This is a genomic window from Devosia oryzisoli, assembly GCF_014837245.1.
In the GTDB taxonomy this organism is placed as follows: Bacteria; Pseudomonadota; Alphaproteobacteria; order Rhizobiales; family Devosiaceae; genus Devosia; species Devosia oryzisoli.
The window spans coordinates 96,169-122,997 of sequence record NZ_JACYFU010000005.1 but is presented as its reverse complement, the minus strand read 5'-3'; the positions used below and the strand labels follow the sequence as shown (position 1 = coordinate 122,997).

At 65.5% G+C, this 26,829-nt stretch carries 24 protein-coding genes; 16 read left to right on the top strand and 8 right to left on the bottom strand.

The window, feature by feature from the left end; all coding sequences use genetic code 11:
* The first annotated feature begins 21 nt into the window (after nucleotides 1–21).
* Nucleotides 22–510, top strand: a complete 489-nt coding sequence (locus IC608_RS16760; protein WP_191777892.1) for a chemotaxis protein CheW — start codon at nucleotides 22–24, stop codon at nucleotides 508–510.
* 69 nt (nucleotides 511–579) lie between these two features.
* Here IC608_RS16760 and IC608_RS16755 read toward each other — a convergent pair whose 3' ends face one another.
* The 3 genes from IC608_RS16755 to IC608_RS16745 form a co-directional block, all read right to left on the bottom strand.
* Nucleotides 580–1,278, bottom strand: a complete 699-nt coding sequence (locus tag IC608_RS16755) for a VIT1/CCC1 transporter family protein (protein ID WP_191777890.1) — start codon at nucleotides 1,276–1,278, stop codon at nucleotides 580–582.
* Nucleotides 1,279–1,317: 39 nt separating this feature from the next.
* On the bottom strand, nucleotides 1,318–2,013 hold the full coding sequence (locus IC608_RS16750; RefSeq protein WP_191777888.1) for a L,D-transpeptidase: 696 nt from the start codon (nucleotides 2,011–2,013) through the stop codon (nucleotides 1,318–1,320).
* Between the two features lie 150 nt (nucleotides 2,014–2,163).
* Entirely contained in the window at nucleotides 2,164–2,517 is a 354-nt protein-coding gene (locus IC608_RS16745; protein ID WP_191777887.1) for a hypothetical protein, read from the bottom strand.
* 166 nt (nucleotides 2,518–2,683) lie between these two features.
* Between IC608_RS16745 and IC608_RS16740 the strand changes: the two genes are divergently transcribed.
* The 14 genes from IC608_RS16740 (at nucleotide 2,684) to IC608_RS16675 (ending at nucleotide 21,074) form a co-directional block, all read left to right on the top strand.
* On the top strand, nucleotides 2,684–3,274 hold the full coding sequence (locus IC608_RS16740; RefSeq protein ID WP_191777885.1) for a chemotaxis protein CheD: 591 nt from the start codon (nucleotides 2,684–2,686) through the stop codon (nucleotides 3,272–3,274).
* A gap of 88 nt (nucleotides 3,275–3,362) precedes the next feature.
* A complete protein-coding gene (locus IC608_RS17970; RefSeq protein ID WP_210316402.1) occupies nucleotides 3,363–4,895 on the top strand; it encodes a methyl-accepting chemotaxis protein in 1,533 nt (510 codons plus the stop codon).
* A 35-nt stretch (nucleotides 4,896–4,930) separates the two neighbouring features.
* Nucleotides 4,931–5,779, top strand: coding sequence for a CheR family methyltransferase (locus IC608_RS16730; RefSeq protein ID WP_191777883.1), 849 nt, complete (start codon nucleotides 4,931–4,933; stop codon nucleotides 5,777–5,779).
* Nucleotides 5,776–6,834, top strand: coding sequence for a protein-glutamate methylesterase/protein-glutamine glutaminase (locus IC608_RS16725; protein WP_191777881.1), 1,059 nt, complete (start codon nucleotides 5,776–5,778; stop codon nucleotides 6,832–6,834). The genes IC608_RS16730 and IC608_RS16725 overlap by 4 nt, the downstream gene beginning before the upstream one ends.
* Before the next feature lie 114 nt (nucleotides 6,835–6,948).
* Entirely contained in the window at nucleotides 6,949–7,338 is a 390-nt protein-coding gene (locus IC608_RS16720; protein WP_191777879.1) for a response regulator, read from the top strand.
* A gap of 244 nt (nucleotides 7,339–7,582) precedes the next feature.
* Nucleotides 7,583–10,108: a methyl-accepting chemotaxis protein gene (locus tag IC608_RS18235; protein WP_248306467.1), complete on the top strand. Its 2,526-nt coding sequence runs from the start codon at nucleotides 7,583–7,585 to the stop codon at nucleotides 10,106–10,108.
* A gap of 156 nt (nucleotides 10,109–10,264) precedes the next feature.
* Complete coding sequence (locus IC608_RS16710) at nucleotides 10,265–12,337, top strand: methyl-accepting chemotaxis protein (RefSeq protein WP_191777877.1); 2,073 nt, start codon at nucleotides 10,265–10,267, stop codon at nucleotides 12,335–12,337.
* Nucleotides 12,338–12,477: 140 nt separating this feature from the next.
* Nucleotides 12,478–14,526 (top strand): methyl-accepting chemotaxis protein, encoded by a 2,049-nt coding sequence (locus IC608_RS16705; protein WP_248306466.1) that lies wholly within the window; start codon nucleotides 12,478–12,480, stop codon nucleotides 14,524–14,526.
* A 417-nt stretch (nucleotides 14,527–14,943) separates the two neighbouring features.
* On the top strand, nucleotides 14,944–16,569 hold the full coding sequence (locus IC608_RS16700) for a globin-coupled sensor protein (RefSeq protein ID WP_248306465.1): 1,626 nt from the start codon (nucleotides 14,944–14,946) through the stop codon (nucleotides 16,567–16,569).
* Between the two features lie 67 nt (nucleotides 16,570–16,636).
* Complete coding sequence (locus IC608_RS16695) at nucleotides 16,637–16,999, top strand: methylglyoxal synthase (RefSeq protein WP_191777874.1); 363 nt, start codon at nucleotides 16,637–16,639, stop codon at nucleotides 16,997–16,999.
* A gap of 106 nt (nucleotides 17,000–17,105) precedes the next feature.
* On the top strand, nucleotides 17,106–17,888 hold the full coding sequence (locus IC608_RS16690; RefSeq protein ID WP_248306464.1) for an ABC transporter ATP-binding protein: 783 nt from the start codon (nucleotides 17,106–17,108) through the stop codon (nucleotides 17,886–17,888).
* Complete coding sequence (locus IC608_RS16685) at nucleotides 17,889–18,593, top strand: ABC transporter ATP-binding protein (RefSeq protein ID WP_191777871.1); 705 nt, start codon at nucleotides 17,889–17,891, stop codon at nucleotides 18,591–18,593.
* Between the two features lie 196 nt (nucleotides 18,594–18,789).
* Complete coding sequence (locus tag IC608_RS16680; protein WP_191777869.1) at nucleotides 18,790–19,794, top strand: branched-chain amino acid ABC transporter permease; 1,005 nt, start codon at nucleotides 18,790–18,792, stop codon at nucleotides 19,792–19,794.
* Nucleotides 19,791–21,074 carry a branched-chain amino acid ABC transporter permease gene (locus tag IC608_RS16675; protein ID WP_191777866.1) on the top strand — a complete coding sequence of 428 codons (1,284 nt, stop codon included), beginning with the start codon at nucleotides 19,791–19,793 and terminating at the stop codon, nucleotides 21,072–21,074. Before IC608_RS16680 ends, IC608_RS16675 begins: the two co-directional genes overlap by 4 nt.
* Nucleotides 21,075–21,080: 6 nt before the next feature.
* On the opposite strand, the gene IC608_RS18530 is transcribed toward IC608_RS16675, so the two are convergent.
* The 3 genes from IC608_RS18530 to IC608_RS16665 form a co-directional block, all read right to left on the bottom strand.
* On the bottom strand, nucleotides 21,081–21,350 hold the full coding sequence (locus IC608_RS18530) for an SDR family NAD(P)-dependent oxidoreductase (RefSeq protein ID WP_248306463.1): 270 nt from the start codon (nucleotides 21,348–21,350) through the stop codon (nucleotides 21,081–21,083).
* 6 nt (nucleotides 21,351–21,356) lie between these two features.
* Nucleotides 21,357–22,004 carry an SDR family NAD(P)-dependent oxidoreductase gene (locus tag IC608_RS16670; protein ID WP_248306462.1) on the bottom strand — a complete coding sequence of 216 codons (648 nt, stop codon included), beginning with the start codon at nucleotides 22,002–22,004 and terminating at the stop codon, nucleotides 21,357–21,359.
* A 203-nt stretch (nucleotides 22,005–22,207) separates the two neighbouring features.
* Nucleotides 22,208–23,413, bottom strand: coding sequence for an ABC transporter substrate-binding protein (locus tag IC608_RS16665; RefSeq protein WP_191777864.1), 1,206 nt, complete (start codon nucleotides 23,411–23,413; stop codon nucleotides 22,208–22,210).
* A gap of 225 nt (nucleotides 23,414–23,638) precedes the next feature.
* Between IC608_RS16665 and IC608_RS16660 the strand changes: the two genes are divergently transcribed.
* The gene (locus IC608_RS16660; protein WP_191777862.1) at nucleotides 23,639–24,664 is read left to right on the top strand and encodes a glycine betaine ABC transporter substrate-binding protein; all 1,026 of its coding nucleotides are present in this window, start codon (nucleotides 23,639–23,641) and stop codon (nucleotides 24,662–24,664) included.
* Nucleotides 24,665–24,712: 48 nt separating this feature from the next.
* On the opposite strand, the gene proX is transcribed toward IC608_RS16660, so the two are convergent.
* Together proX and IC608_RS16650 are read right to left on the bottom strand one after the other, a co-directional pair.
* Entirely contained in the window at nucleotides 24,713–25,729 is a 1,017-nt protein-coding gene (proX, locus tag IC608_RS16655) for a glycine betaine/L-proline ABC transporter substrate-binding protein ProX (RefSeq protein WP_191777860.1), read from the bottom strand.
* A gap of 97 nt (nucleotides 25,730–25,826) precedes the next feature.
* Nucleotides 25,827–26,756, bottom strand: a complete 930-nt coding sequence (locus IC608_RS16650) for an ABC transporter permease (RefSeq protein ID WP_191777858.1) — start codon at nucleotides 26,754–26,756, stop codon at nucleotides 25,827–25,829.
* Nucleotides 26,757–26,829: the final 73 nt, after the last annotated feature.

Genomic DNA, 26,829 nt, shown 5'->3' with positions numbered 1-26,829 from the left:
GCGGAAGAAAGGCACGAGACCATGGAAGCGCTGAGCCTGCGCGACGATGTCAGCGACAAGACGGCCTTGGCAGGCCAGAACACCCTACAGCTGATCGCCTTCTCGATCGGCGAGCAGACCTATGGCGTGGAAATCACCACGGTGCGCGAGATCCGCGCCTGGAACGGCGCGACCCCGCTGCCCAACACGCGCGAGTTCGTGCGCGGCGTGATCAATCTGCGCGGCACCATCGTGCCGATCTTCGACCTGCGCGCGCGCTTCGGCGACGGCCAGACCTCACCCACCAAGAACCACGTCGTGGTGGTGATGAGCGTCGGCGACAAATGGGTCGGCATCCTGGTGGACGCCGTCAGCGACATCCTGACCGTCTCCAAGGACGACATCCACAACGTGCCCGAGGGCAATTCCATCGACACCGAACTGCTCAACGGCATCGTCACCCATGACAGCCGCATGGTCGGCCTCATCGACCTGCACGCCGTGGTCAGCGGCGCCAAGATGGACGGCTAGGGCCGAAATTTTTTCCGCGTTCAGAAGGGGCGCCGCTGGCGCCCTTTTTTGTTGCCGGCAGCGTGCAGCCTAAGCCGCAACCCCGAACAGTGCGCCGATGACAGCGGTTGCCGCCATGGCGATGGCGCCCCAGAAGGTCACCCGGACCGCTCCCCGCACCATGTCGGCGCCACCGGCTGAGGCCCCCAATGCTCCGAGGATGGCAAGGCCCACCAGCGTAAAGATCGCCACGATCCAGGCGACCTGCGCCGCCGGCGAGAACAGTGCGACCAGGATCGGCATCACGGCCCCGGCGGCAAAGGTCAGGGCCGACACCAGTGCGGCCTGAACGGGGCGCGTTTCTATGGTTTCGGAAATGCCCAGTTCGTCCCGGGCGTGCGCGGCCAGGACGTCGCCTTGGGTCAATTGCTCCGCCACCTGCCGGGCGAGGACCGGATCAAGGCCCCGCGCCTGATAGATGCCGGTCAGTTCGTCCAGTTCCGCCTGCGGGTTGGCCGCGAGTTCGGCGCGTTCGCGGCTGAGGTCGGCCTGTTCGGCATCGGCCTGCGAACTGACCGAGACGTACTCACCAGCGGCCATCGACATGGCGCCCGCGACGAGACCCGCCAGGCCTGCGATCAGAATGTTCTGGTGGTCCGAGCCGGCGGAGGCTACGCCCACCACCAGGCTCGAGGTTGAAACCAGCCCGTCATTGGCACCCAGGACGGCTGCGCGGAGCCAGCCGATGCGGTGCACCATATGCAGTTCGCTGTGGGTCAGTCGGCTCATGGTGGCTATTCCCCCCGATCGGAGCCAAGCCTGTTTTTGTCAGGCCTTGAGCACGATCACCTTGGTGTTGACCGGCGTGCGATCATAGAGGTGGACCATGTCCTGGGTCAGCAGGCCGATGCAGCCGCTCGAGACGCCCTTGCCGATCGTTTCCGGCATGATGGTGCTGTAGATGGTGAACAGCGTGTAGCGCCCATCCTGGTAAAGGTAGAGGACGCGGGCGCCTAAGGGGTTGTCGAGCCCGGGCTTCATGCCGTTGGCGTAGGGCGCGGCCTCGGGCTGGCGCAGGATCATTTCGCGCGGCGGCGTCCAGACCGGCCACTCGGCCTTGCGCCCGATATAGGCGTCGCCGCTCCACAGGAACCCGGCGCGCCCCACATTGGCGCCATAGCGCGTGGCTTCGTCATTGCCCTCGATGCGATAGACGAAGTAGTTGCGCGGATCGACGATGATCGTGCCCGGCGCTTCCTTGCTGTCGTAGCGCACGGTGCGGCGCAGATATTTGGGGTTGATCTTGCTGACATCGGCGGCAGGAACCGGGAAGCGCTCGTTGGGGAGGGGCCCGTAGACGCGCTTCGCCTCGGCCATGCTCATGGTCGTGCCAGTGCCGACGCACCCGGCGAGACCCAGCGCCGCAAGGCTTGCCGAGCCGAAGAGGAAAGCACGGCGGCCCAATGAGGACGTCCCGGAGTCCTGCTCAGGCAGGCCTGCACCGCTGCTCATCTGGTCAATCATGTGCTACCCCTCTGCTGCCCGGGCGGTCCCTGGGTAGGCCAAGATGGTCTTGAATCCCCCCGATTGGCAAGGGGCGATAGCGGCGTCTGGTCCCAACGCAAAAAAGGCGCCTGTGGCGCCCCGGACGGATTTTCGGACGAAAGGCTAGACTTAGAACAGCTCGGCTTCGCCGTGCACCTGATGGGCCGCGATGCCCGAAAGAGAAGGGACCCGCAGCTCGTCAAGCGTGAGGCTCGCCCAGATTTCGTCATAGACGCTGTCCGGAGCGGTCGGCGGAAGCAGCGCGAACTGGCGCACGGCGAGCGCCATGTTGTGGCAGCGCTGTTCGATGCGGTCCTGCCCCTGAAGAGCGGTGATGATCATCTGGGCCGCTTCACGGACCGAGGGATCGCGGGCCAGGTTCCTGTCGGCCAGGATTTGAAGAGCCTCGGTGATGCCCTCGACCATGGCGGCGGTCTGGCGCGCCGTTTCGTCGAGCTCTCTCGCCAGTTTCTGCAATGACATCGTCTTCAATCCCTGCCCTGTCCGGACCACCCTAAGCACCATCTGTAAACCATCTGTTGCCGGGGGCGGTGGCGGTGGTCGGGTCGCTCGGCTTGGTTAGCGTTTGGCTAACGAGTTTGCCCGTACGTTCGGGGGAATCTGCCCGTAGAGGTTTAGTGACTACCAAATGGCCTTCAACAGCTCTTTGCCCCCGGAGTTCGATCGTGGGGTGGTGACAACCGTGCATCAGGGCGATTGTCACATCTCTGCGGCAGCCGACGTGACCTTCTCCACCGTTCTGGGCTCGTGCATCGCGGCCTGCGTGCGCGACCGCGTCGCGGGCGTGGGCGGCATGAACCATTTCCTCCTGGCCGAGCAGTCGGGCTCCGCCAAGGATCGCTATGGGGCCTCCGCCCGCTATGGCGCTTTCGCCATGGAGCAACTGATCAACAAGGTGTTGAGTCAGGGGTCGGGCAAGAAGGCCAATCTCGAGCTCAAGGTGTTCGGCGGGGGCAAGATCAACTCGATGCTGGACGACGTGGGCGCCAAGAACATCGAGTTCGTGCGCCAGTTCCTCAAGGACGAAGGCTATGTCGCCGCCAGCGAAGATTTGGGGGGCACCTATGCCCGCCGGGTCCTCTTCAAGCCCAATTCGGGCCGGGCGTTCGTCAAGCGCCTCGACAGCGACGTGGGCGCGAACGTGGCCCGCGAAGAACTGGCGATCGCAAGGCGTCGTGTCGTGGTGCCGGGTCCGGCTGCCGATATCGAACTGTTCTAAGCGGCAAGGAATAGAGCGCTTGCCGAAGTATTACCGGCCGCGCCGCTCCGTCAGGGTTGGTTAACCATTCCGCTTCTATTGTTGCCCCATGCGTGGGCCTCTCAGTTTCTTTGATGATTCGTGCCATCCGGCTCCGGGGTTGCGGCTGGCCCTGTTCGGCAGCGGTCTCTGGCTGGGCAGTGTGGCGCTCACGGGCGGTCTTCTTCTGGCCCTGGGTCCGGGGGCGGCATTCTTCGCCGTCGCCGGCAGCCTTGCCGGTCTTGCGGCAGCGGGGAGCCTGGCGCTGGGCATGGCGGCGGACCAGGGCCGGCATCGTGGCCTTGTGGTTCTGGCGCGGCGGGCCGGTCTCGAGGATCGGCCGGACTTGCTCGGCACCCCGCGGGACCTTGTCGAGGCCCTGGCGCGGCGCATCGACCGCGCGGACCATTTTCGCGAAGCCATCGAGACGCTGGCCGTGCCGTTGCTGGTGGTCGAAGCCGATGGCCGGATCGTGGCGGCGAGCGCCGGGGCGCGTGCTATTGACCCGGCAGTCGCGCCCGCCCGGACGCTCGATGATGTTTTTGGCCGGGGGTACCTCGAAAATGGCGGCGGGGCGCCCGAGGAGGCCATGGTGCTGCTCGGGGCGCGCCGCATGGTGGCGACGCGCCGGGCGCTCGGCCCGGGCCGCTATGCCCTGCAGTTCACGCCCGCGGGCCAGTTCGTGCCCGATGACGATTTCGACGCGTTCGTCGAAGCCTTGCGCACCGGGCAATGCGGTTTCCGCTTCGAAGACGATGTCGCGCGCCTCAACCCGGCACTGGCCGAGTTCAACCGCGCCCTGACGGCGCTCGATGCGGGCGTAGCGCAGGTACAGCGGGCGCTGGGGGATGGTGTCGAGCCGGCGCTGCCGGACCTGCCGCTGGGAACGGTGGCGGGGCAGGTGGCCGAGTTCTACGGCCTGCTTAGCGAAGCGCAGGCCGCCAGCGAAGCGGCGCTCACCGAGATGACCGGGCAGTTGCGCGACATCCACGCCGCCCTTGCCCGGCGGGAAAGCGAGCGCGCGAGCCTGGCGAGCGAACACGAGGCGCTTCGACAGGCTCATCATCGGGCAGAGGCGGAAGTTGTGGCTCTGGCCGCCCGGCTCAAGGCACAGGGCGACCGGGACGCCGAAGCGGCAAACCTGGCTACCGCCACCGGCACTTCGGCCGACCGGATGCAGACCATGCTCATCGAGCTGGCGCGCTGGATGGGCGAGATCGACCGCCTGACGGCAACCGTGGAAGGCGTCTCGTTCCGCACCAACCTGTTGGCGATCAATGCGGCCATCGAGGCGGCGCGGGCCGGCGAGAAGGGGGCTGGCTTTGCCGTTGTGGCCGACGAGGTGCGCCAGATGGCGCAGATCAGCACCCGCGCGGCCAAGGAGATTCGCGGCGCGATCGGCGGCGCGGCGGCCGAGCTCGGGGCAGCATCCGCGCAGGCTGAGGAGACGAAAAAAATCGTCGGGCGCCTCGACCAGAATTTACGCAATCTAAGGAATGAAACCGCCACACTCCCAGCGATTTCCGGGACTGCGCCGGCGGCCGTGCCGCTGCAGCCTGGAATGGCCCGAAACGATGCGGCACAGCATCGGGCAAGGGCGTGACCGGGGCAGAAGGCGCCGGCAAGCTAGGGGGCAGAATGGATCAGGGAGAGTTTTCCCTTAGCGAGCGCGAGTTTTCGCGGATCAAGGCGCGCGTCTACGCCGTCGCCGGCATTTCTCTCAGCGACGCCAAGCGGACCCTGGTCGTTTCGCGCCTGAGCAAGATCGTGCGCACGCTGGGCCTGTCCAGTTTCGATGCCTATGTGGACCACCTCGAGCGCGGGGCGTCCGCCGCAGACGGCCAGGCCTTCGTCAACGCGCTGACCACCAACCTCACCCGCTTTTATCGCGAAGATCATCACTTCGAGCATCTGCGCGGCTACGTGGCCCAGTTGGTGGCGAGCCAGCCGCGCGGCCAGCGCCTGCGCATCTGGTCTGCCGGCTGTTCGACGGGGCAGGAGCCGTACACGATCGGCATGGATCTGCTCGCGGCCATTCCCGAACTCAGGCGCTGGGACTTCAGGATCCTTGCCACCGACATCGACACGGCCGTCATCGCCAAGGCGGCTGGCGGGGTCTATCCTGGCAGTGAACTCAACGGCCTGTCGCCGGAGCGGGCAGAACCCTTCGAAAAGCTGGCAGACGGCACGGTGCGGGTCCCGGCAGCGGTGCGCGACCTCGTGTCCTTCAAGCCCCTCAATCTCATCGGCACGCCCTGGCCGATGAAGGGACCGTTCGACGCCATCTTCTGCCGCAACGTCGCCATCTATTTCGACAAGCCGACGCAGGGTGCCCTCTTCGGGCGGCTGGGATCGCTGCTGGCGCCGCGGGCTTTCCTCTATATCGGCCACTCGGAAAACGTGGGCACCGGCGGCGATGCGCTCCGGCTGGTGGGCAAGACGATTTACCAAGCGCGTGAGCCCGGCAACAAACGAGCAGCAGCATGACAATCAAGGTCCTCGTGGTCGATGACTCGGCGCTTATCCGCGAGGTGCTGGCGCGCGTGCTGGCCCGCGAGAGCGACATCAACGTCATCGGCACCGCCGTCGATCCGATCGACGCGCGCGAAAAGATCAAGCAACTCAACCCCGACGTCGTGACGCTCGACATCGAAATGCCCAACATGAACGGCCTCGCCTTCTTGGAGCGCCTGATGCGCCTCAGGCCCACGCCGGTCGTGATGGTGTCGACGCTGACCACGAGGGGCGCGAGCGAGACGCTCCTGGCCCTCGAACTGGGCGCGGTGGATTTCGTGGCCAAGCCTAACGCCGATCTGGCCGGCGGCCTCGAGGGGTTCGGAGCCTCGCTGCGCGACAAGATTCGCGCCGCCGCCCGGTCCGACGTCCGCGGGCGCTCCGTCAGCCGGGCTGAAGCGACCGCGACGACCAAGGTGCCGATCCGCACCGCCGCCGCCCCCGAGGGCGCGCTCATCGCCATTGGCGCCTCCACCGGTGGCGTCGAAGCGATCCGCGAGGTGCTCTCGAGCCTGCCGGCAGATTGCCCGCCGATCGTCATCACGCAGCACATGCCGGCCGGGTTCACCAGCCGGTTTGCAGCGCGGCTCGATGAGCTGTGTGTCCTCACTGTCGTGGAGGCGGAGGACCGCATGGTGCTGCAGGCCGGCCATGCCTATGTCGCGCGCGGCGATCACCACCTCCGGGTGGAGCGTCTTTCGGGCCAGCTCAAGTGCCGCTTGGGGCAGGATGGCCTCGAAAGCGGTCACCGCCCCAGCGTCGATGTCCTTTTCGAATCCGTGGCCCGCTCGGTGGGCCCGATGGCGGTGGGCGCCATTCTCACCGGCATGGGACGTGACGGCGCGCGGGGGCTCAAACTCATGCGCGAGGCGGGGGCATACACGATCGGCCAGAACCAGGCGACCGCGCTGGTCTATGGCATGCCGCGTGTCGCCTTCGAGGAAGGGGCGGTGGTGGAGCAGGCGCCGATCGACCAGATCGCGGCCCGGCTGGCCAACGCCCTGGTCCGGCTCAAGAGCGCGGCCTGAACCCGTGTGCAAAGCTTGGGTCGGGATTGAGAGATTTGTAACCCCTCGGCCCTAGTGTTTTCCCTAATTAACGGGGGCCAGAAAGCTCCCGGGCGCTAAGAAGGTCAGAATACCATGCCAAAAGCCAGTGCTGTCAGCGTTCTCGTCGTCGATGACCAGCAGTCCATGCGTGGCATCTGCAAGTACATCCTCAACCAGCTCGGGTTCAAGGACATCATCGAGGCCAAGTCGGGCCGCGACGCCTTGGGCAAGCTCGAAAAATCCAATGTCGACCTGATCATTTCCGACTGGAACATGGAAGACATCGACGGATTGACGCTGCTCAAGGTCATCCGCAAGCATCCGCGCACGCAGAACATGCCGTTCATCATGGCCACCGGCCGCTCCGACAAGGAGCAAGTGAAAGAGGCCATCTCGTTCGGCGTCAACAACTACATCATCAAGCCATTCGACGCCTCGACCATGAAAAAGCGCATCGAGGCGGTGATCGGCGCCTTGACCTGAGCCGGCCCTGAACAGGACGTCCAATGCACCCCGGCTCCGTCCGGGGTGCTTTCATTTTGGGCATGATGCACGTTTGTCATGCAACCGAAGCTGGAAGCGCTCCCCGCGTAAGGAGTGGTTAATGCCCGCTCCTGTATCGTTTGCCGGTTGAGTTTTTGGCCGGATGATGGCGCTGCACGAGGGGCAGGATGATCCCTGCACACGTGCGCATCGCCGGAAGGGCGTTAGGGGGAGCAGAAGTTCCATGGGGTTTTTTCCGAAGCTGCAGATTGCGCAGAAGCTGCCACTTGCGCTGGTGGGCTCGGCGCTGGTGGTCAGCGCCGGCGTGGGCATCGCCAGCTATTTCATCGGCCTGTCGACGGTGCGCGAGCAGCGGGACGTGTCGATGCAGGCAGCGCTGACGACGGCCGCGGAATTCGTCACCGACTATTATGAGAGCGCCGAGGTGGACCTGCGGCTGTTCGTGGAACGATCCGACACCGTCACCGCCATGAAGAACCTCACCCGTGCGCTTGGCGAATTGCGCATGGGCCTGGGCGATCGCGCCGCAGCGCAACTGCAGACCGCCTACATCACCGACAATCCCAATCCCGAAGATCGCGCGGCCCTTGATAGCGCCAATGGCAAGGGCGCAACCTATGACGCGCCACACAAGCGCTACCATCCCGGTTTCCGGACCCTGATGCTCGAGCGCGGCTATAGCGATGTCCTGCTGCTCAGTGCCGAAGGCGATGTCGTCTATTCGGTGGCCAAGAACACCGACTTCGCTCTCAACGTGCTCACCGACGAGACCCTCAAGTCCTCCGGTCTGGGCGCTGCCTTTGCGGCGGCCAAGGAACTGCCAGCCGGGGAAGCGACGATCGTCGACTTTTCCGTCTATGGACCCGCAGGTGCCGCGGAAAGTTTCGTGGCCATGCCGGTCTTTGATGGTGACACGGCCAGCGGCGTCATGGTCCTCGCCATTTCGCCGGCAACGCTGAGCGCCAGGGTCTCGAACCTCTCCGGCCTCGGGCGGAGCGGCGAAGTGGTGGTGGTGGGCCAGGATGGCCTCCTCCGCTCGGAATCGCCGCGCACCGAAGAAGAGGACGTGCTCAAGACCAGCCTCACCTCCGATGTTGTCAGCGGCGCCTTCAGCGGCGAAACGGGCGAAGGGATCAGCACCGACTATCGCGGCGACCGCATGGTCGTGCGCGCCGCTCCAGTCACCGTGGGCGACGTGCACTGGGCCGTGGTTGCGGTGCAGCCCGAACAGGAGGCCTATGCCCCCATCGTCGAGATGCGCAACATGACGCTTCTGGTCGGCGGTGGCCTTCTGGCGCTGGCGGCCGTGGTGGGTGTGCTCTTTGCGCGCTCGATCAGCCGGCCGCTGTCGCGTCTTACCGGCACCATGCAGAAACTTGCCGATGGCGATCTCAGCGTGGAGGTCGAAGGCGGACAGCGCCACGACGAGGTCGGCGCCATGGCGCGGACCGTGGAAGTGTTCCGCGAGAACGGCCTCAAGGTGCACGAAATGACCGAGGCTGAAGCCGCCCGGATCGTGGCCACTCAGGCCGAGCGTGCGGCCATGATGCAGGATCTGCAGCGCGCCTTCGGCGCCGTCGTTGATGCCGCCATCGAGGGTGATTTCTCGCGCCGGGTCGAAACCGAGTTCCCCGACGACGAGCTCAACACGCTGGCCCGCTCGGTCAACGAGCTGGTCGAGACGGTGGATCGCGGCGTCAGCGAAACCGGCGCCGTGCTGTCGGCCCTGGCCGACACAGACCTCACCAAGCGCATGCATGGGGACTATCGCGGCGCCTTCGCGCGCCTCAAGGCCGACACCAACGCGGTGGCCGACAAGCTGAGCGACATCGTGGGCCAGCTGCGGCAGACCTCGCGCACGCTCAAGACGGCGACCAACGAGATCCTGTCCGGCGCCAACGATCTTTCCGAACGCACCACCAAGCAGGCGGCAACCATCGAGGAAACCTCGGCCGCCATGGAACAGCTTGCAGCGATCGTCGCCAAGAATGCCGACCAGGCGCGCGAAGCCAGTGGTGTGGCCACCGGCGTCACCCGCACGGCCGAAGAAGGCGGCGTGGTGATGAACCAGGCGACCGTAGCCATGGAGCGGATCACCGTATCGTCGGGCAAGATTTCCAACATCATCGGCCTCATCGACGACATCGCCTTCCAGACCAACCTCTTGGCCCTCAACGCCTCGGTGGAAGCGGCGCGCGCCGGCGAGGCGGGCAAGGGCTTTGCCGTGGTGGCCGTTGAAGTGCGGCGCCTGGCGCAGAGTGCGGCCAGCGCCTCTTCGGACGTCAAGGCCCTCATCGAGCAGAGCGCGGGTCAGGTCAAGGACGGCTCCAAGCTCGTGTCTGATGCGGCCTCCAAGCTCGAAGCCATGCTTCTGGCCGCTCGCTCTTCCAGCGAGCTCATGAATGACATCGCCCTCAAGAGCCGCGAACAGGCGTCAGCCATCGACGAGGTCAACACGGCCGTGCGCACCATGGACGAGATGACCCAGCACAACGCGGCGCTGGTCGAGGAGATGAACGCGGCCATCGAGCAGACCGAGGCGCAGGCCACCCAGCTCGACGGCATCGTCGACATCTTCGCCATCGGCGGCGAAGACAAGGCCAGCGCCCCCGCTGCCCCCGCACAGGCCAAGCCTGCAAGGAGCTTTGTCGATGGGGCCCGCGGCCTGCAGCAAAAGCTCAAGACCGCCGCCAAGTCCTATCTCAGTCACGGCAATGCGGCCGTGGATGCTGACTGGAACGAGTTCTGACGTCGCCTTCTTCCGCTCAAGCAAAAGGCGCCGTCTGGCGCCTTTTTTGTTTTCTGACAGCATGTTGGTCTTCCATACAAGAAAACCGTCCATTAACCGCCTCTCGCTAGGATGCGCCCGACGAGTAGAGGGGCGCCCCGGCGAGGGTGAAGTGCGATGCGGTTTTCCTTGGGGCTGGGCAATATCCGGTTGACGACGGCGATTGCCGGGCTGGTGCTGGGGAGTATCTGCGTCACCATCGCCGCCTTTTCGGTGAGCAACTACATGGCGCTGCGCGATCAGGTGACGCGGCAGGTCACGACGCAGGTCAATGCCGATCTCAAGACCGCCGCCACCATCTACGAAAAGCGCATCAATGGCTCGATCGTGAACTGGGGCGAAAACAACGACGTCGCCAGCTTCCAGACCTATGCCATTCCCTTCTTCTACGACACCAGCGCCGTCGACTCGGTCACCCGCATCACGGGCGGCGAGACGGCGGTCTTCGCGCTTGATCCCGCCACTGGTCAACTGACGGCCAAGACCACCAGTTTCGAGGGCGAGGACGGGGCCCGGGTGAGCGAGTTCGCGCTCCATCCCGCCAGCCCCGCCGCGACCGCCATTGCCGCCGGCGAGCGCTGGTCGGGGGAGATTGACCTCGCCGGGCAGCAGCTGACCGGCGCCTTCCAGCCGATTTACAAGCTGGACAACACGCTCCTGGGCGCTTTCTTCGTCGGCATCGACGGGTCAGGTGCGCTGGCGGCGGCAAACGCGGCCATTCCCGGCATGGCGATCATGGGCGGCGCCATTCTCCTGATCCTGGGTGCCGTGAGCCTCTTCGGCTCGCGGGCGCTGACTCGGCCGATCCCCCACCTGGCCGAAGCGATGGATGCCATCGCCGAGGGGCGGTACGACACCGAAGTGCCGTTCGTCGACCGGGGCAACGAGATCGGCGCCATGGCCCGCGCGGTGGAAGTGTTCCGCGAAAACGGCCTCAGGGTCAGCCAGATGACGGAGGCCGAGGCGGCCCGCATCATCGCCGAGCAGGACGAGCGCAAGCGCATGATGGCAGAGCTGCAGAATGCCTTCGGTGCCGTGGTGGACGCCGCCGTGGACGGCGACTTCAGCCGGCGTGTCAGCGTGGACTTCCCCGATCCCGAGCTCAATGCGCTATCAGGCAGCGTCAACAATCTGGTCGAGACGGTCGACCGGGGCATTTCGGAGGTCGGCCAGGTGCTTGGGGCACTGGCCAACACGGATTTGACGCGGCGCATGGAGGGCGCCTACCGCGGCGCCTTCGCCCAGCTCAAGGCCGACACCAACGCCGTGGCGGACAAGCTGAGCGATGTGGTCGGGCAATTGCGCGCCACCTCGCGCACCATCAAGACGGCGACGGGCGAAATCCTCTCGGGCGCCAATGATCTCTCCGAGCGCACCACGCGCCAGGCGGCCACCATCGAGGAAACCTCGGCGACCATGGAGCAGCTTGCGGCGACCGTTCTGGGCAATGCCGAACGGGCGCAGGCTGCCAGCCGGAGCGCAGCCACGGTGACCGCAACCGCCGAGGACGGTGGCGCGGTGATGGCGCAGGCGACCGATGCCATGGGCAAGATCACCACCTCCTCGGGCAAGATTTCCAACATCATCGGGCTGATCGACGACATCGCCTTCCAGACCAACCTCCTGGCGCTCAACGCCTCGGTGGAAGCGGCGCGCGCGGGCGAGGCCGGCAAGGGGTTCGCGGTGGTTGCCGTGGAGGTGCGGCGCCTGGCGCAGAGCGCGGCCAGCGCCTCGGCCGACGTCAAGGCGCTGATCGAGCAAAGCGCGGACGAGGTGCGGGGCGGCTCGCGCCTGGTCGAGGACGCGGCGCACAAGCTGCAGGCCATTCTCGATGCCGCGCGTATTTCCAACGACCTGATGAGCACCATCGCCCGCGAAAGCCGCGAACAGGCCGCCTCCATCGAGGAGGTGAACACGGCCGTGCGCACCATGGACGAGATGACCCAGCACAATGCGGCCCTGGTCGAGCAGATGAACGCCGCCATCGAGCAGACCGAAGGGCAGGCCACCGAACTCGACAGCATTGTCGATGTGTTCGAGGTTGCCGAGATGAAGCCCGCTGCGAGAGGTCACCAGCAGGCCGCTCGTTCCGCCGCGCGACCGGCACCGCGACCGGCCTCAGGACAGGCTGCCCGCGCCTATCTCACACAGGGCAATGCAGCAGTGGATCTAGACTGGAGCGAGTTCTGATTTCGCCCGATTTCTGGAAAAAGATGCGAATCTTGCATTAAATCCGTCCGCAAACGATTTCGAGCTGCTCTTGGACAACACTCGATTAACTGCTTTTGCCTAGCGTTTTCCCAAGGCCCACCAGTGGGCATGGGGGTATTATGCCAAAGCTCAGCCAGTTCCTGGGGAACATCCGCATGACCACGGCCATCATGGTCCTGGTCATGATCGCCATCATCGGTTCGATCGCCGCCGTTTCGGGCGCCATCTATTTCAACCTGCGACAGCAATCCATCGCCGAGAGCGAGGTGCGCGAGCAGACCAATGTCGGCGTCGCCGCCACGATCCTGGAGCGGCGCATCTCCGGATCTGTCCTCAGCTGGAACGAAGACGGCACCATGGGCTCGTTCCAGAGCTGGGCCATCCCGCCCTTCTACGACACGGACATCATCGATTCCGTCACCCGCGTGACCAAGGACGAGGCGGCCATCTTCGTGATGGACGCGGCAGCCGGCGACATGCAGGTCAAGACGACCAGTCTTGTGGCCAGTGATGGCGAGACGCCGCTGACGGATCTCGTCATTCCCGCCGGCAGCGAGGCCTTCAACAAGCTCGCCGAAGGGCAGATGTATGTGGGCCGCTTCCCGGTGGATGGTGACGACTTCTTCGTGGCCATGCAGCCGATCGTCAAGATGAGCGGCGAATTGATGGGCGCGATCATGGTGGGCACGCCCATCAGCGCGGTCGAGGCGACCGCCAACAAGGTCCTTAGCCTCATTGCCATCGTCGGCCTCGTGACGACCATTGCCCTTTCTGCCCTGGGCTTTGTCGCCTCGCGTCTCATTAGCCGGCCGATCCCCAGGCTGGCGCAAGCCATGGATGCCATCGCCGAGGGGAAATACGGCACTGAAGTGCCCTATACCGGATGGGGCAACGAGGTGGGCGGCATGGCCCGAGCCGTGGAAGTGTTCCGCCAGAACGGTCAGCGCGTCAGCGAAATGACCGAAGCCGAAGCGGCCCGCATCATCGCCGAGCAGGACGAACGCCGGCGCATGATGGCGCAGTTGCAGACGGCATTCGGCGAAGTGGTGGACGCAGCCGTGGCCGGTGATTTCACGCGGCAGGTCGAAGACAATTTTCCCGACGCCGAACTCAATGCGCTGGCCGACAGCGTCAACAACCTCGTCGGCACGTTCAACCGCGGCGTCACCGAACTGGGTGCGGTGCTGGGGGCCATGGCCAATACCGACCTCACCCCTCGCGTCACCGGCGACTATTCCGGCGCCTTTGCCCACCTCAAGGCCGACGTCAACGCGGTGGCGGACAAGCTCACCGATGTGGTCGGGCAATTGCGCCACACCTCGCGCACTCTCAAGACCGCCACGGGGGAGATCCTGGCCGGTGCCAACGACCTCTCGGAACGCACCACGCGCCAGGCCGCAACCATCGAGGAAACCTCTGCGGCCATGGAGCAGCTCTCCGCCACCGTCCTCAAGAACGCCGAGCTTGCGCACGAGGCCAGCGCCAGTGCAGCCAGTGCGACGCGGACGGCCGAAGAGGGCGGCGCCGTGATGACTGCCGCGACGGAAGCCATGGAGCGGATCACAGCGTCTTCGTCCAAGATCTCCAACATCATCGGCCTCATCGACGACATTGCCTTCCAGACCAATCTTCTGGCGCTCAATGCCTCGGTCGAAGCGGCGCGCGCCGGTGAAGCGGGCAAGGGCTTTGCGGTGGTTGCCGTCGAAGTGCGACGGTTGGCGCAATCGGCAGCGCAGGCCTCGGCGGACGTCAAGGCCCTCATCGAGCAGAGTGCGGGCGAGGTGGGATCGGGTTCGCGCCTCGTCTCGGAAGCGGCCAGCAAGCTCACCGCGATGCTCATCGCGATCCGGGAAAACACCGGCTCGCTGGAGGCGATCGCGCGGGACAGCCGCGACCAGGCCTCGGCCATCGAAGAGGTTTCGGCGGCCGTCCGCACCATGGACGAGATGACCCAGCACAATGCGGCGCTGGTGGAAGAGACCAACGCGGCCATCGAACAGACCGAGGCGCAGGCGAGCGAGCTCGACCGGATCGTCGACATCTTCCATCTCGACGACGAGGGTCGGTTCGAGCAGGAGCGGAACGATGCGCCGCAGTCCCGGCCCGCTGCCCCGCGCTACCGCAGCCAGGGCAACGCCGCCATCGCCGCCGATTGGGACGAATTCTGAGCCAACTCTTCCGGTTCTGCACACCGAACCCGCCTCCCCAGAAGGCGGGTTCTTCTTTTTTTGCCACCGCCAGGCTTGGTTGAGCCGGACTTTATCCGCAGGCGACAACAGATTGGAACCGGCTGTAGCACTCCAGTGGGAGGTCGCGGTTTCTCATTCCGAGCAATCGGTTTGTGCATCGTTCGAACAAGGCCGTTCGGCGCGTGATCCCCAGTGCCTGGCGATCAGGCGCGATCCTCTCCAATTTTTTTGCTCACTTTTCCTCAAGTGCGCATCGGCGTGTGGCGGCGGCAAGCGAACCAAAGACTTACCTTGTTTTGGTAGTGTGGCCGGAAGGTTGATCTGGATCATGTTCCGCACTGCCAATCGACGTCACACACACATGAACTCAGGTTGGCGGCAGCTTAGATGGCGGGCATGACTACGGATACGACAGGCACTCTCGAATCCCGGCTGGACTTCATCGGCCTTGATGAGACTGGGCGCCAGCGGCTGGCAGAGGCGCAGCCGAGCGTGGAGCGGCATCTGCCGGGGGCGCTGGATCTCTTCTACGGCAAGATCGAAACGGTGCTCGCGGCGCGCCAGTTCTTCGATGGTCGGGCGCAGATGGACCGGGCCAAATCGCGGCAAGTCGGTCACTGGCGGTCCATCGCCTCCGGGCAGTTGGACGATGCCTATTTCGAGGCCAGCTCGAAAGTCGGGCTGCGCCACGCGCTGATCGGCCTCGAGCCGCGCTGGCACATCGGCGGCTATGGTCTCATCCTCGAGACGCTGGTGCGCGGGCTGATGCAGGATGCCATGGCCGAGGCGACCAAGCCGGTCAGGGGACGGTTCGGGCGCATGGTGACCCCCGACGCCGGCAGCGTGGCCGCACACGCCAACACGGCGGCCGAAACCGTCATCGCGGTGCTCAAGGCCGTGTTGCTCGATGTCGACATCGGCGTCAGCGCCTATTTCGACAAGCTGAGCCAGGACGCCCGCGACACCGAAGAAGCGGCCCGCCTGAAGATCCGCGAGGCGGTCACCGCCATCGGCGCCGTGCTGCGCGACGTGGCGGGAGGAGATCTCACCAGCCGCGTGACGGCCGAGCTCGACCCCGAATTCGACCAGATCAAGCACGATACAAACGCCGTTGCCGAGCGCCTGGCGGACATCGTGGCGCAGTTGCAGGCCACCTCCCGGTCGCTCAAAACGGCAACCGGGGAAATCCTCGCAGGAGCCAATGACCTTGCCGACCGCACGACGCGGCAGGCGGCCGCGATCGAGCAGACCAGCGCCTCGATCGAGCAGCTTGCCCAGGCCGTCTCGGACAATGCCGGCAACGCGGCCGTGGCCAACGAGCGGGCGCGGCAGCTCGCCAGTGGCGCCAAGGAGGGCGGGGCCGTGATGGGCAATGCCACCCATGCCATGGCGGCGATCGAGGCGTCGTCCGGAAAAATCTCCAACATCATCGGCATGATCGACGACATTGCCTTCCAGACCAACCTGCTGGCCCTCAACGCCTCCGTCGAGGCGGCGCGGGCCGGCGAGGCCGGCAAGGGCTTTGCCGTGGTCGCCGTGGAGGTGCGGCGGCTGGCCCAATCGGCGGCGCAGGCCTCGGCCGAGGTCAAGGCTCTCATCGACGCCAGTGCGGGCGAGGTGCGCGCAGGCACCCAGCTGGTGGCGCGCGCCGCCGAAACGCTGCGCACCATCCAGGCCGGCGCCGAGGAAAGTGCTAGCGTCATCGACACCATTGCCGCGGCCAACCGCTCGCAGTCGGCCGCGCTCGAGGAGGTGACGGTGGCCGTTCGGGCCATGGACGAAATGACCCAGCACAATGCGGCTCTGGTGGAAGAGACCAATGCCGCCATCGAGCAGACGGAGGGCCAGGCAAACGAACTCGACCGGATCGTGGATGTCTTCAGGCTCGAAACGCGCGAGCCGCAGGCTCCGCGTTCGGCCCAGCCCCGCAGCGCCCGCGCCACCGCCGCTCGGCCCGCTCCCGTGCCGCGGCCGCGCCTGGCCGGCAATACGGCGCTGGCCGAAGACTGGTCCGAGTTCTAGCCACCACACCATTGCCCTCTTCCGTCCGATTGGGGCATGAAGACCGCATCGGGCGCGGAGGATTGGCATGGCGCGGATTGGCCTTGTGGCTCACGACGACAAGAAGGACGACCTCTGCCGCTGGGCGGAGCGCCACCGGCAGAAGCTGGCCGAGCACGAGCTGTGGGGCACCGGCACCACCGGCAGCCGCATCATCGAGGCGACGGGGCTCTCGGTGCACCTGCTCAAGAGCGGGCCGCTGGGCGGGGACCAGCAATTGGGTGCCATGATCTGCGAAGGGCGGCTGGACGTCCTCATCTTCTTCATCGACCCGCTCTCGGCCCAGCCGCACGACGTCGACGTCAAGGCCCTGACGCGGCTCGCGACGCTTTACGACGTGCCTTTGGCCAACAACAAATCCACCGCGGACGCTGTTCTCGCGGCAGTTTGAGCGCATGGTCAAGGTTGACCCACTGCCCCTCTTGTGAACAGATGCCGCAAAATCGCCCGGATTGAACCGGGCCGGCATGACATCAGGAACCCGGGGCCTTCCAGACTTGTCCTCCGACTTGGTCATCGACGTTCGCAACGTCTCCAAACGCTTTGGCGGTCTCACGGCCGTCAACAACTGCTCGCTCTCGGTACAGCGCGGCTCGATCACCGGCCTTATCGGCCCGAACGGCGCCGGCAAGTCGACGCTCTTCAACATGGTTGCCGGGACCATCGCGCCCGATAGCGGGCAGGTGATCTTCGACGGGCAGGACGTGACGGGCTGGCAACCCCATCAACTGTTCCGCATCGGCATGTTGCGCACCTTCCAGATCGCGCATGAATTTTCCCAGATGACGGCGCTCGAGAACCTGATGATGGTGCCCGGCGACCAGCCCGGCGAGCACCTCTCGAGCACCTGGTTCCGGCCGCGCCTCGTGCGCAGCCGGGAAGTCGAGGTGCGCAAGAAGGCGCTCGACGTCATCGACTTCTTGAAGCTCGGCCATGTGCGCAACGAACTGGCCGGCAACCTCTCGGGCGGGCAGAAGAAGCTGCTCGAGCTGGGGCGCACCATGATGGTCGACGCCAAGGTGGTGCTGCTCGACGAGGTGGCCGCCGGCGTCAACAAGACGCTGCTCAACGACCTTGCTTCCAATATCGAGCGCATGAACCGCGAGCTGGACTACACCTTCTTCGTCATCGAGCACGACATGGACCTGATCGGGCGCCTGTGCGACCCGGTGATCGTGATGGCGCAGGGCGAGAAGATCGCCGAAGGTCCGATGGCGGACATCCGCGCCAACCCGGCCATCGTGGAAGCCTATTTCGGCACGCCCGTGGAGGCCGTGTAGATGCCCCTCATCGAACTCAAGCACGTGGTGGGCGGCTATGGCGGCGCGCCGATCCTCAATGGCGTCGACATGGCCATCGAGAGATCGGACATCGGCGTCATCGTGGGCCCCAACGGGGCGGGCAAGTCCACCACGCTCAAGGCCATCTTCGGCCTCCTGCAGGTGACCGGCGGCACCATCGAGTTTGCCGGCGAGAACATCGCCAACTCCCTGCCCGACAAGCTGGTGCCCAAGGGTCTCAGCTTCGTGCCGCAGGAAAAGAACGTCTTCACCTCGATGAGCGTGGAGGAAAACCTCGAAATGGGCGCCTTCACCCGGCGCGACGATTTCCGGCAGACCATGCAGTGGGTCTACCAGATGTTCCCGGTGCTGGCGGAAAAGCGCCGGCAGCCGGCGGGAGAACTCTCGGGCGGCCAGCGGCAGATGGTGGCCATGGGCAGGGCCCTGATGAGCAAGCCGACCCTGCTCATGCTCGACGAGCCTTCGGCCGGCCTCTCGCCGCGCTACGTCATCGAAATCTTCGAGACCATCGTGCGCGTCAACAAGGAGGGCGTCGGCATCCTCATGGTCGAGCAGAACGCGCGCCAGGCACTCGCCTTCGCCTCCAAGGGCTTCGTGCTCGCCGGCGGGCAGAACCGCTTCACCGGCACGGGCCCCGAACTCATCGCCGACCCCGAAGTCGCCAAGAGCTTTTTGGGGGGCTGATGAAGAGCGTGGTTTCGTGTCATCCGCCGGCGCGCTCCCTCCCCCGCGCGGGGAGGGCTGGGGTGGGGGGCTGTGAGCCCCAGTTTATCCAGCCCAGCCGCCACCCCCACCCAACCTCCCCCGTCGAGGGGGAGGAGCTGCATCGTGCGCGTCGCGTGGCCGGTGCTCCACACTTCACCAATGGCGGTTACCCCGCATGACCGAGATCATCTTCTTCATCAACCAGGTGGTGATTTCCGGCCTGGTTCTGGGCTGCATCTACGCCCTCGGGGCCATCGGCATCACGCTGATCTTCGGCATCCTGCGCTTTGCGCACTTTGCCCATTCCGAACTGATGACGGGGGGCGCCTTCATCGCCTTCCTCCTTGCCGCGGCCTTTGCCTCCTGGGGGATCGTGACGCCGATCCCGACCGGGTTTGTCGTGCTGCCGCTCGCCATGGTGCTGACGGCTATCCTGTCGCTGGGTATCGATAAGGGCTTTTACGCCCCGCTGCGCAAGCGTGGGGCCAAGCCGGTAACGCTGCTGATTGCCTCCATCGGCGTCACGCTGATGGTTCAGGGGTTGATCCGCCTGTTCTTCGGCACCGGCACCTATTCCTTCTTCGACACCGAACCCAAGGAAATCTTCCGCATCGACACCGCCTTCCTCGGTTCCACGCGCCCGCTGGTGATCACCGAGCCGCAGGTGCTGATGATCCTCGTGACGCTGGTGTCGGTGGTGGCGCTGCATTTCTTCCTCACCCGCTCGCGCCTGGGCAAGGCCATGCGCGCCATGGCAGACAATGCCGATCTGGCGCAGGTGTCAGGCATCAACACCGCGCTCGTCGTCCGCGTCACCTGGGTCATTGCCGGGGCGCTGGCCTGCATGGCCGGCACCATGCTGGCGCTCGACGTGACGCTGAAGCCCGACCTGGCGTTCAACATCATCCTGCCCATCTTTGCCGCCGCCATCGTCGGCGGGCTAGGGCAGGCCTATGGCGCCATTGCCGGAGGACTGCTGATCGGCTTTGCCGAGACACTGGCGGTCTTTAACTGGACCATGCTGTTCCGGCCGCTCAACGCCATCCTGCCCGACTGGCTGCAATTGCCGCCGACGCTGGCGCTGGTGCCCACCGAATACAAGCTTACCGTGGCCTTCGTCATCCTGGTGGTGACCCTGCTCGTGCGCCCCACTGGCATCTTCAAGGGAGCTTCGTCATGATCCGCCGTTCCCTGACCCTTTTCGCCGGCCTCTTCGTCCTCATCCTCGTCATCGGCTGGGTGCTGGGCATGCCCTTCACCTCGTCGCGCCTCGTGGAAGCGGCGGCCTATGCGCTGATCGCCATGGGCCTCAACATCCAGTGGGGTTATGGCGGGCTCTTCAATTTCGGCATCATGGGCTTTCTCATGGTGGGCGGCGCGGCCGTCACCTTCATTTCCTACCCGGCCAATCCCGAATTCTGGCACTCCGATGGGCCGATGATGCTGGGCCGGGCGCTCTTGGCCTTTGCCGTGGGGGCGGCCATCGTGATCGCGGTGCGCCGGGCCGACCGGATCGGCATCACCGGACGCTGGAAGGGTGTCCTCACGGTACTCGCCTGGTTCGTCGCCTATGTGCTCTATCGCAGCCAGATCGACCCGGCCGCCGCCTATATCGAATCCACCTCCGGCTGGGTCGGCGGGCTGGGCGGACATCCTGTGCTGGGATGGCTGTTCGGCGGTGTCCTCGCCGCCGGCATCGCCTATGTCATCGGCAAGATCTGCCTTGGCCTGCGCACCGACTATCTGGCCATTGCCACCATCGGCATTTCCGAAATCGTCCGTGCGCTGATCAAGAACATGGACTGGTTGACGCGTGGCACGCTGACCGTCTCACCGATCCCTTGGCCGACGCCGCTGCCGCAGGACCTGCAGGCGGGCGGCATGGGCATGGACCAGGCGCTGCTCCTCTCGCGCGGGGGCTTCCTGCTACTGGCCATCGTCGTCCTCGCCATCGTTATGTGGCTCATCAACCGCGCCTATGGCGGGCCCTGGGGCCGCATGATGCGGGCAATCCGCGACAATCACGTCGCCGCTGCCTCCATGGGCAAGAACGTGACCGCGCGCCAGCTCGAGATCTTCGTCTTCGGCTCGGTGCTGATGGGCATTGGCGGCGCCATGCTGGTGAGCTTCGTGCAGATCTTCGATCCCTCGAGCTACCAACCGATCAACCACACCTTCCTGATCTGGGTGATGATCATCGTCGGGGGAGCGGGCAACAATTGGGGCGCCCTGTTCGGTGCGGTGCTGATCTGGCTGATCTGGGTGATTTCTGAGCCGCTGGCGCGCGCCATCTTCGAGACCGTGAGCCTCTGGTCCACCCAGATCGGCTGGGGCGCGATCCCCGACATCGACGTGCGCTCGGCGCAGATGCGCGTCTTCGTCCTCGGGCTGGTGATCACCATCGCGCTGCGGTTTGCGCCCAAGGGCCTGATCCCCGAAGTGGTCCGCCGTGAAGGCTGAGGCGCCCTACGCAGTCTGCGGGTAGCGCAGCGCGGTCAGGTTTTCCGAGATCGCCCAGAGACGGTCAGCAGCCTCCTGGTCTTTCGCCTTGGGCGGAAGCTTGACCAGCTTCGGCTTGCCGCGCCACTCGGCCAGGCCATCAGGGCCAACGAACGAGAGCGGGGCCAGCCCGGGCTCCGTGGCCGCTGCGATGCTGGGCAACGCACCATCGGCAGCGCTCTGCGCCACGAGGCGATTGAAAGTGTTGGCGATCCGCGGTACCAGGCCTGCGCCCATGCCCGACTAGACTAGACCCGTCGCAGACAGGCCCGGATGGGCGGCAACCACGGTCAGGTCCCAGCCGGAGGCGTCGCTCAGTTGCTGCAGCTTGCGCGAAAACAGCAAGTTGGCGAGCTTGGACTGGCTATAGGCGCGCCAGGGGGCGTAGTCCTTCTCCCCTTGCAGGTCGTCAAAATTCATCGCGCCGGGACGGGCGGCATTAGACGACACGTTGACCACGCGTGCCCTGCCGCGCTGCAGCAGAGGCAGTAGCCGGGCGGTGAGGGCGAAATGGCCCAGATGGTTGGTGCCGAACTGCAATTCGAAACCGTCCGCCGTGGTCTTGCGCTTTGGCGGCATCATGACGCCGGCATTGTTGACGAGGATGTCGATCCGTTCGTGGGTGGCGGTGATCCGCGCCGCTCCCGCCGCGATGGCAGCAAGATCGGCCATGTCGAAGGCCTCGTATTCGATGGTGCCGCGAGTATCGGAGGCGGCGATGTCGCGCATAGCGGCGGCCCCTTTCTCGGCATTGCGCCCGGTCAGGAGGACATGGGCGCCTGCCCTAGCGAGCACCCGAGCGGTTTCAAGGCCGATGCCGCTCGTGGCGCCGGTGACGAGGGCCGCGCGGCCGCACAGGTCGGGGACGTCGGCGGCGCCGAGGACGTGCATTGGCGAATGGTCTCCTGCTTGCACCCCGTTCAGGATGGGCGCGGCGAAATCCTGTTGCAGTTGCTCAATGCAAGAGGCCCGGGATCGCTCCCGGGCCTCTGGTCTCAGTGTTCGTGCCGTGCGCGCGTAGCGCTCCGGGCCTCGACTTCTCAAAAGCCTCCACCGGAGGCTCTTGCCGGCGCTCTGCGCCGGACAAAGCCGAGTTAGTCGATCAGGCCCTTCTCGACGAACTTGCCGCCTTCAACAGCCAGCTCGACGATGATGCCGTCCACGTCGCCGGCCTCGTCGAAGTCCATGGAGCCACCGGCGCCCTCGTAGTCGATGTCGGTGCCGGCCGCGATCAGTTCCTTGGCCTTCTCCCACTCGCCGGGCATGATCTTCTCGCCCGGAGCCGAGGCGACGTCGCGCAAGGCGGCCGAGAGGCCTTCGCGGTCGGTCGAGCCGTTCTTCTCGATGGCCAGCGCCAGGAGGAACGCCGCGTCATAGGCCTGCGGCGCATAGGTGGCGTTGGCTTCGATGCCGGCGTCGGTCGCCAGCTTCTGGTAGGTTTGGGTGGCGTCGCCCGTCGGAGCGCCGGCGCGGGTCGCGATCATGCCTTCCACGGCCGAAGCGTCGATGCCGTTGAGCAGGGCATCGCCCACCATGCCGTCGCCGCCCACATAGGTGGTGAAATTGCCCGACTCCACGGCCTGGCGCAGGATGGTGTTGCCCGAGGCATTGGCGTAGGCGAGGATCACCAGGTTTTGCGAGGCCACGAGATTGCCCAGCTCGGCGCGGTAGTCGGCCTTGCCGTCTTCATGGGCGAGGTTGGCCGCCACGGTGCCGCCACCAGCGGTGAAGGCCGCTGACAGGGAGTCCGCAAAGCCCTTGCCGTAGTCGTTGTTGACGTAGGTGATGGCGATGTCCTTGACGTCCTTGGCCAGGAGCATCGCGGCCATCTTCTCGCCCTGCAGCGCGTCGGACGGGGTGGTGCGGTAGACGAGGTCGTTGTCTTCCAGCGTGGTCAGGGCCGGAGCCGAGGACGCGGGCGAAACGAAGACGACATTGCCCGACAGGCCCGAGCCGTTGAAGCCGCCGATGGTTTCGCCGGTGCACAGGCCGCCCACGACCGCCACCACGCTGTTGGTGTTGATCAGGCGGTCGGCGGCAGCAGCGGCGGCAGTGGCGTCGCAGGCACCGTCCGCGCTTTCGATCTTGAGCTCGCCGTCCAGGATGCCGCCCTGTTCGTTGACTTCCTTGGCCACCAGTTCGGCGCCGGCAAAGATTGGCGGCGTCAGCGACTCGATGGGGCCGGTGAAGCCTCCGAGAAAGCCGATGGTGGCGCCACTGTCCTGAGCCAGGGCCGGGGCAGCGGCGGCCAGGGTGGTCGCAGCAACGGCCAGGGTCAGGGTCTTCTTGAATGCAAACATGAACGTCCCTCTGTTTCGGGTTGCGCTCCGGGTGGTCTTTTCGACCTCCTTCTTGCGGCGGCGCAACGAGATAAGGAGGCGCGACAGCGCCTCACCGAGGGCAACTGTTGCACAGTCCGGGGGCAAAAGTCACCGGGGTTTGCGCGCCGTTTCGCCTCGTCCTCGCAGTTGCTTAACGGGGGCATGTCGGGGATAGACTGGGGGGCCCCCGAAAAGAGGTTCCCCATGCCCTTCGTCCGCCTGTCCGCCCTCGGCTTTGCCCTTGCTCTTCTGGCCCAGCCGGCACTGGCCCAGGTAACTGTGCTCGACGAGGCGCAAGACGCCACCGCAGCGCAAGGCAGTGATGCGCCCCCTCCGCCATGCGGCACCGCGCCGATCACCATTGCCCGCATGAGCTGGTCTTCGGCGGCGCTTCTGGCCGATATCCATGCCAAGGTGCTCGAAAAGGCCTTCGGCTGCACCGTCTCGGTCATTCCCGGCGATCTCGCCGCGACGGCCTCGTCGATGGGGTCGACCGGCCAGCCGGCGGTCGCGCCCGAAATGTGGGTGACCCGCATCGCCGATGTGTGGAACGGCGCCATCGAGGGGCAGATGGTGCGCAGCGCCGCGCCCACCTACAAGCAGTCGACCTTCGAGGGCTGGTACGTGCCCAGTTTCATGGGGGTGGCCGGTGGGCCCGTCCCCGCGGCGGCGTCGCTGGCAGATTTCATCGCCGCGGCCCAGCCCGAGGGGAAGGTGCGGTTCATCTCCTGCCCGGCCGACTGGGCCTGCGCCGTGATCAACCGCAACCTGATAGCGGCCTATGGCCTGACCGAGCGCTTTGAGATCGTGGAGCCGGCCAACCGGTTCGAGATGGATGCCCTGATCGGGGAGGCGGTCAGCCGCAAGCAGCCGGTGGTGTTCTACTATTGGCAGCCCAATGCAGTGCTGGCGCAGCTTGACTTCACCGCGCTCGACATGGGCGCCTATGACGAGGCGGCGTTCAAGTGCCTCGCGAGCCTCACCTGCCCCGATCCCAAGCCCTCCGCCTTCGCCCCGGAAATCGTGGTGACGGCGGTGGTGGACCGGCTGTTCACGGACATCCCGGCCGTGGCCGGATATTTCCAGCGCGCCAGCCTCGATCTCGAGACGATGGACGAATTGCTCGCCGAGCTCAACGAAACGGGGGCGACGAGCCAAAGCGTGGCCGAGCGCTTCGTCGTCGAACACGAAGACATCTGGCGCGCGTGGACCGGCCCGGTTGCGCCATGAAAAAAGCCGGGCGCTAGCCCGGCTTTCGCGTTTGTCGTTGCGGACCGCTTAGGAAGCGGCCTGGCGAGCGTCCTCGAGCCAGCTGTCGACGTCGGCACGGTTGTCCTCGATCCACTTAGCCGCCTGGGCTTCGATGTCGTCGTCGCCTTCATTCATGGCCGCATTCTGCGCAAAGATGTCACCGAGCGGGATCTCGACGTCCTTGAGCAGCGCACCGACGGCCGGGTTGTCGGCGAGGAATGCCGAATTGGCGACTGGCACGATGTCGTTGGCCGGGAAGCCGAGCGTGCAGGGGTCGTCGACGCACCCTTCGACACCATCGAGGGTCGCGGCATCGGCCAGGCTCATGTCGGGCAGGTCGACCTCGGGCACCTCGATCCACATCACGTCCTTGCCGGGCACGAGCTCGTTCACGGTCCAGTTCGGGGTCCAGGTGTAGAAGAGGATGTGCTCGCCGTTCTGATAGGCGGCTACCGCATCGGCCATGGAGGCGGCGTAGCCGGCCTTGATGGCGTTCACATCGTCGCGCAGGTCATACGCATCCATGTGATGCTCGATGTTGATCTCGCAGCCCCAGCCCGGCGGGCAGGCAACGAGGTCGGCCTTGCCGTCGCCATTGCGGTCGAAGGCTTCCTTGACCTCGGGACGCTTGAAGTCTTCCAGCGTCTTGATGTCGAATTCCTCGACGGCGGCCTTGTCGACCAGATACCCTTCCAGCGCGCCGCCCTTGGCCACGGCGCCGACGATCTCGGCGGAGCCTTCGAAGGTGGGCTTATAAGTGTTGTGCAGCGGGAACCAGCCATTGACCCAGAGGTCCATGTCGCCCTGCGACACGGCCTGGTAGAACGGCGGGTTGTCGAGCGTGGTGATGGTGGGGACATCATAGCCGAGCTCCTGGAAGAGCTGGCGGTAGATTTCCGCGTGGAACCAGCCGGTGTCCCAGGTGGCCTGGGCCATCTTGATGGTCTTGCCTTCGCCTGGCTGGTCCTGGGCGATGGCGGGCGTGACGATGGCGGTGGTGGCGAGAACCGCGGCGAGCGAGGTCAGTGTCTTGAGACGGAACATGGGTGTCTTTGTCTCCTGTTTTTCTTGTTTTCAGGATCCGCCTGGGACGGATGGCGAAGGGCGGGCAACTCGTCCGCCCCTTTCATGACGGGGTCAGTCAGCCCGCCTTTCCGGGTTCGGTCGTCGCGATTTTTCCGCGCGGCCGGAACAGGGAAACAAGCGTCTCGCGCAGCGAGACGGTCTGGACCTGGTTCTGGGTACCCAGGCCCTGTGTGATGCGATCGAGGATGATGGCGAGGATGACGATGCCCACGCCACCGGCGGTGGCGCCGCCCACGTCGAGGCGTCCGAGGCCCGTATTGACCACAAGACCAAGGCCACCGGCGCCGATCAGGGCCGCGATGACGACCATGGAGAGAGCCAGCATCAGCGTCTGGTTGAGCCCCGCCATGATGGTGCGCAGCGCCAGCGGGAACTGCACTTCGACCAGCATCTGCCAGCCGGTGGAGCCGAAGGATTCGGCAGCTTCGATCAAATCCTCGCGCACATTGCGGATGCCCAGATTGGTCAGGCGGATGATCGGGGGCAGGGCGAAGATGATGGTGGCGATGATGCCCGGAGCCATGCCGACCCCGAACAGCATGACGATCGGCACGAGATAAACGAAGCTCGGGATGGTCTGCATGATGTCGAGGATCGGCCGCACGATCTTCCACATCAGGTCGCTGCGCGCGGCGAGAATGCCCACGGGAATGCCGATCACGGCGCAGAAGATCACCGAGGTGATGATCATCGAGAGCGTCGTCATGGTCTCGGGCCAGAGGCCGATCATGTCGATGAAGAACAGGCCGATGACGGTAAAGATCGCCATGCCGCGGCCGGCATATTTCCAGGCCAGCAGCGCCAGCACCGCGGTGACCACGAGCATGGGCACAAAGGCCAGAAAATCGTCGAGGCCGTTCAGCACCAGGGTGATGGGGACCTGCAGGGCGCGGAAGAAGGGGCGGAAATTGGGCACCAGCCAGTCGCGAACCAGCGTGTTCACCCAATCGTCGAACGGAATGATGAGAAGGTCGGAAGGGCTCAAGGCGCGTCTGCCTTTCTGTTTTCGGGTTTCGGCGGCAGCCAGTCGGGCGCGGCCGGAAATCGTTGGTTGTGCG

What these genes read in the sequence shown, in the direction of transcription:
- IC608_RS16760 (WP_191777892.1), top strand. Translation starts at nt 22, where the DNA reads ATGGAAGCGCTGAGCCTGCGCGACGATGTCAGCGACAAGACGGCCTTG.
- IC608_RS16755 (WP_191777890.1), bottom strand. Translation starts at nt 1,278, where the DNA reads ATGAGCCGACTGACCCACAGCGAACTGCATATGGTGCACCGCATCGGC.
- IC608_RS16750 (WP_191777888.1), bottom strand. Translation starts at nt 2,013, where the DNA reads ATGATTGACCAGATGAGCAGCGGTGCAGGCCTGCCTGAGCAGGACTCC.
- IC608_RS16745 (WP_191777887.1), bottom strand. Translation starts at nt 2,517, where the DNA reads ATGTCATTGCAGAAACTGGCGAGAGAGCTCGACGAAACGGCGCGCCAG.
- IC608_RS16740 (WP_191777885.1), top strand. Translation starts at nt 2,684, where the DNA reads ATGGCCTTCAACAGCTCTTTGCCCCCGGAGTTCGATCGTGGGGTGGTG.
- IC608_RS17970 (WP_210316402.1), top strand. Translation starts at nt 3,363, where the DNA reads ATGCGTGGGCCTCTCAGTTTCTTTGATGATTCGTGCCATCCGGCTCCG.
- IC608_RS16730 (WP_191777883.1), top strand. Translation starts at nt 4,931, where the DNA reads ATGGATCAGGGAGAGTTTTCCCTTAGCGAGCGCGAGTTTTCGCGGATC.
- IC608_RS16725 (WP_191777881.1), top strand. Translation starts at nt 5,776, where the DNA reads ATGACAATCAAGGTCCTCGTGGTCGATGACTCGGCGCTTATCCGCGAG.
- IC608_RS16720 (WP_191777879.1), top strand. Translation starts at nt 6,949, where the DNA reads ATGCCAAAAGCCAGTGCTGTCAGCGTTCTCGTCGTCGATGACCAGCAG.
- IC608_RS18235 (WP_248306467.1), top strand. Translation starts at nt 7,583, where the DNA reads ATGGGGTTTTTTCCGAAGCTGCAGATTGCGCAGAAGCTGCCACTTGCG.
- IC608_RS16710 (WP_191777877.1), top strand. Translation starts at nt 10,265, where the DNA reads ATGCGGTTTTCCTTGGGGCTGGGCAATATCCGGTTGACGACGGCGATT.
- IC608_RS16705 (WP_248306466.1), top strand. Translation starts at nt 12,478, where the DNA reads ATGCCAAAGCTCAGCCAGTTCCTGGGGAACATCCGCATGACCACGGCC.
- IC608_RS16700 (WP_248306465.1), top strand. Translation starts at nt 14,944, where the DNA reads ATGACTACGGATACGACAGGCACTCTCGAATCCCGGCTGGACTTCATC.
- IC608_RS16695 (WP_191777874.1), top strand. Translation starts at nt 16,637, where the DNA reads ATGGCGCGGATTGGCCTTGTGGCTCACGACGACAAGAAGGACGACCTC.
- IC608_RS16685 (WP_191777871.1), top strand. Translation starts at nt 17,889, where the DNA reads ATGCCCCTCATCGAACTCAAGCACGTGGTGGGCGGCTATGGCGGCGCG.
- IC608_RS16680 (WP_191777869.1), top strand. Translation starts at nt 18,790, where the DNA reads ATGACCGAGATCATCTTCTTCATCAACCAGGTGGTGATTTCCGGCCTG.
- IC608_RS16675 (WP_191777866.1), top strand. Translation starts at nt 19,791, where the DNA reads ATGATCCGCCGTTCCCTGACCCTTTTCGCCGGCCTCTTCGTCCTCATC.
- IC608_RS18530 (WP_248306463.1), bottom strand. Translation starts at nt 21,350, where the DNA reads ATGGGCGCAGGCCTGGTACCGCGGATCGCCAACACTTTCAATCGCCTC.
- IC608_RS16670 (WP_248306462.1), bottom strand. Translation starts at nt 22,004, where the DNA reads ATGCACGTCCTCGGCGCCGCCGACGTCCCCGACCTGTGCGGCCGCGCG.
- IC608_RS16665 (WP_191777864.1), bottom strand. Translation starts at nt 23,413, where the DNA reads ATGTTTGCATTCAAGAAGACCCTGACCCTGGCCGTTGCTGCGACCACC.
- IC608_RS16660 (WP_191777862.1), top strand. Translation starts at nt 23,639, where the DNA reads ATGCCCTTCGTCCGCCTGTCCGCCCTCGGCTTTGCCCTTGCTCTTCTG.
- proX (WP_191777860.1), bottom strand. Translation starts at nt 25,729, where the DNA reads ATGTTCCGTCTCAAGACACTGACCTCGCTCGCCGCGGTTCTCGCCACC.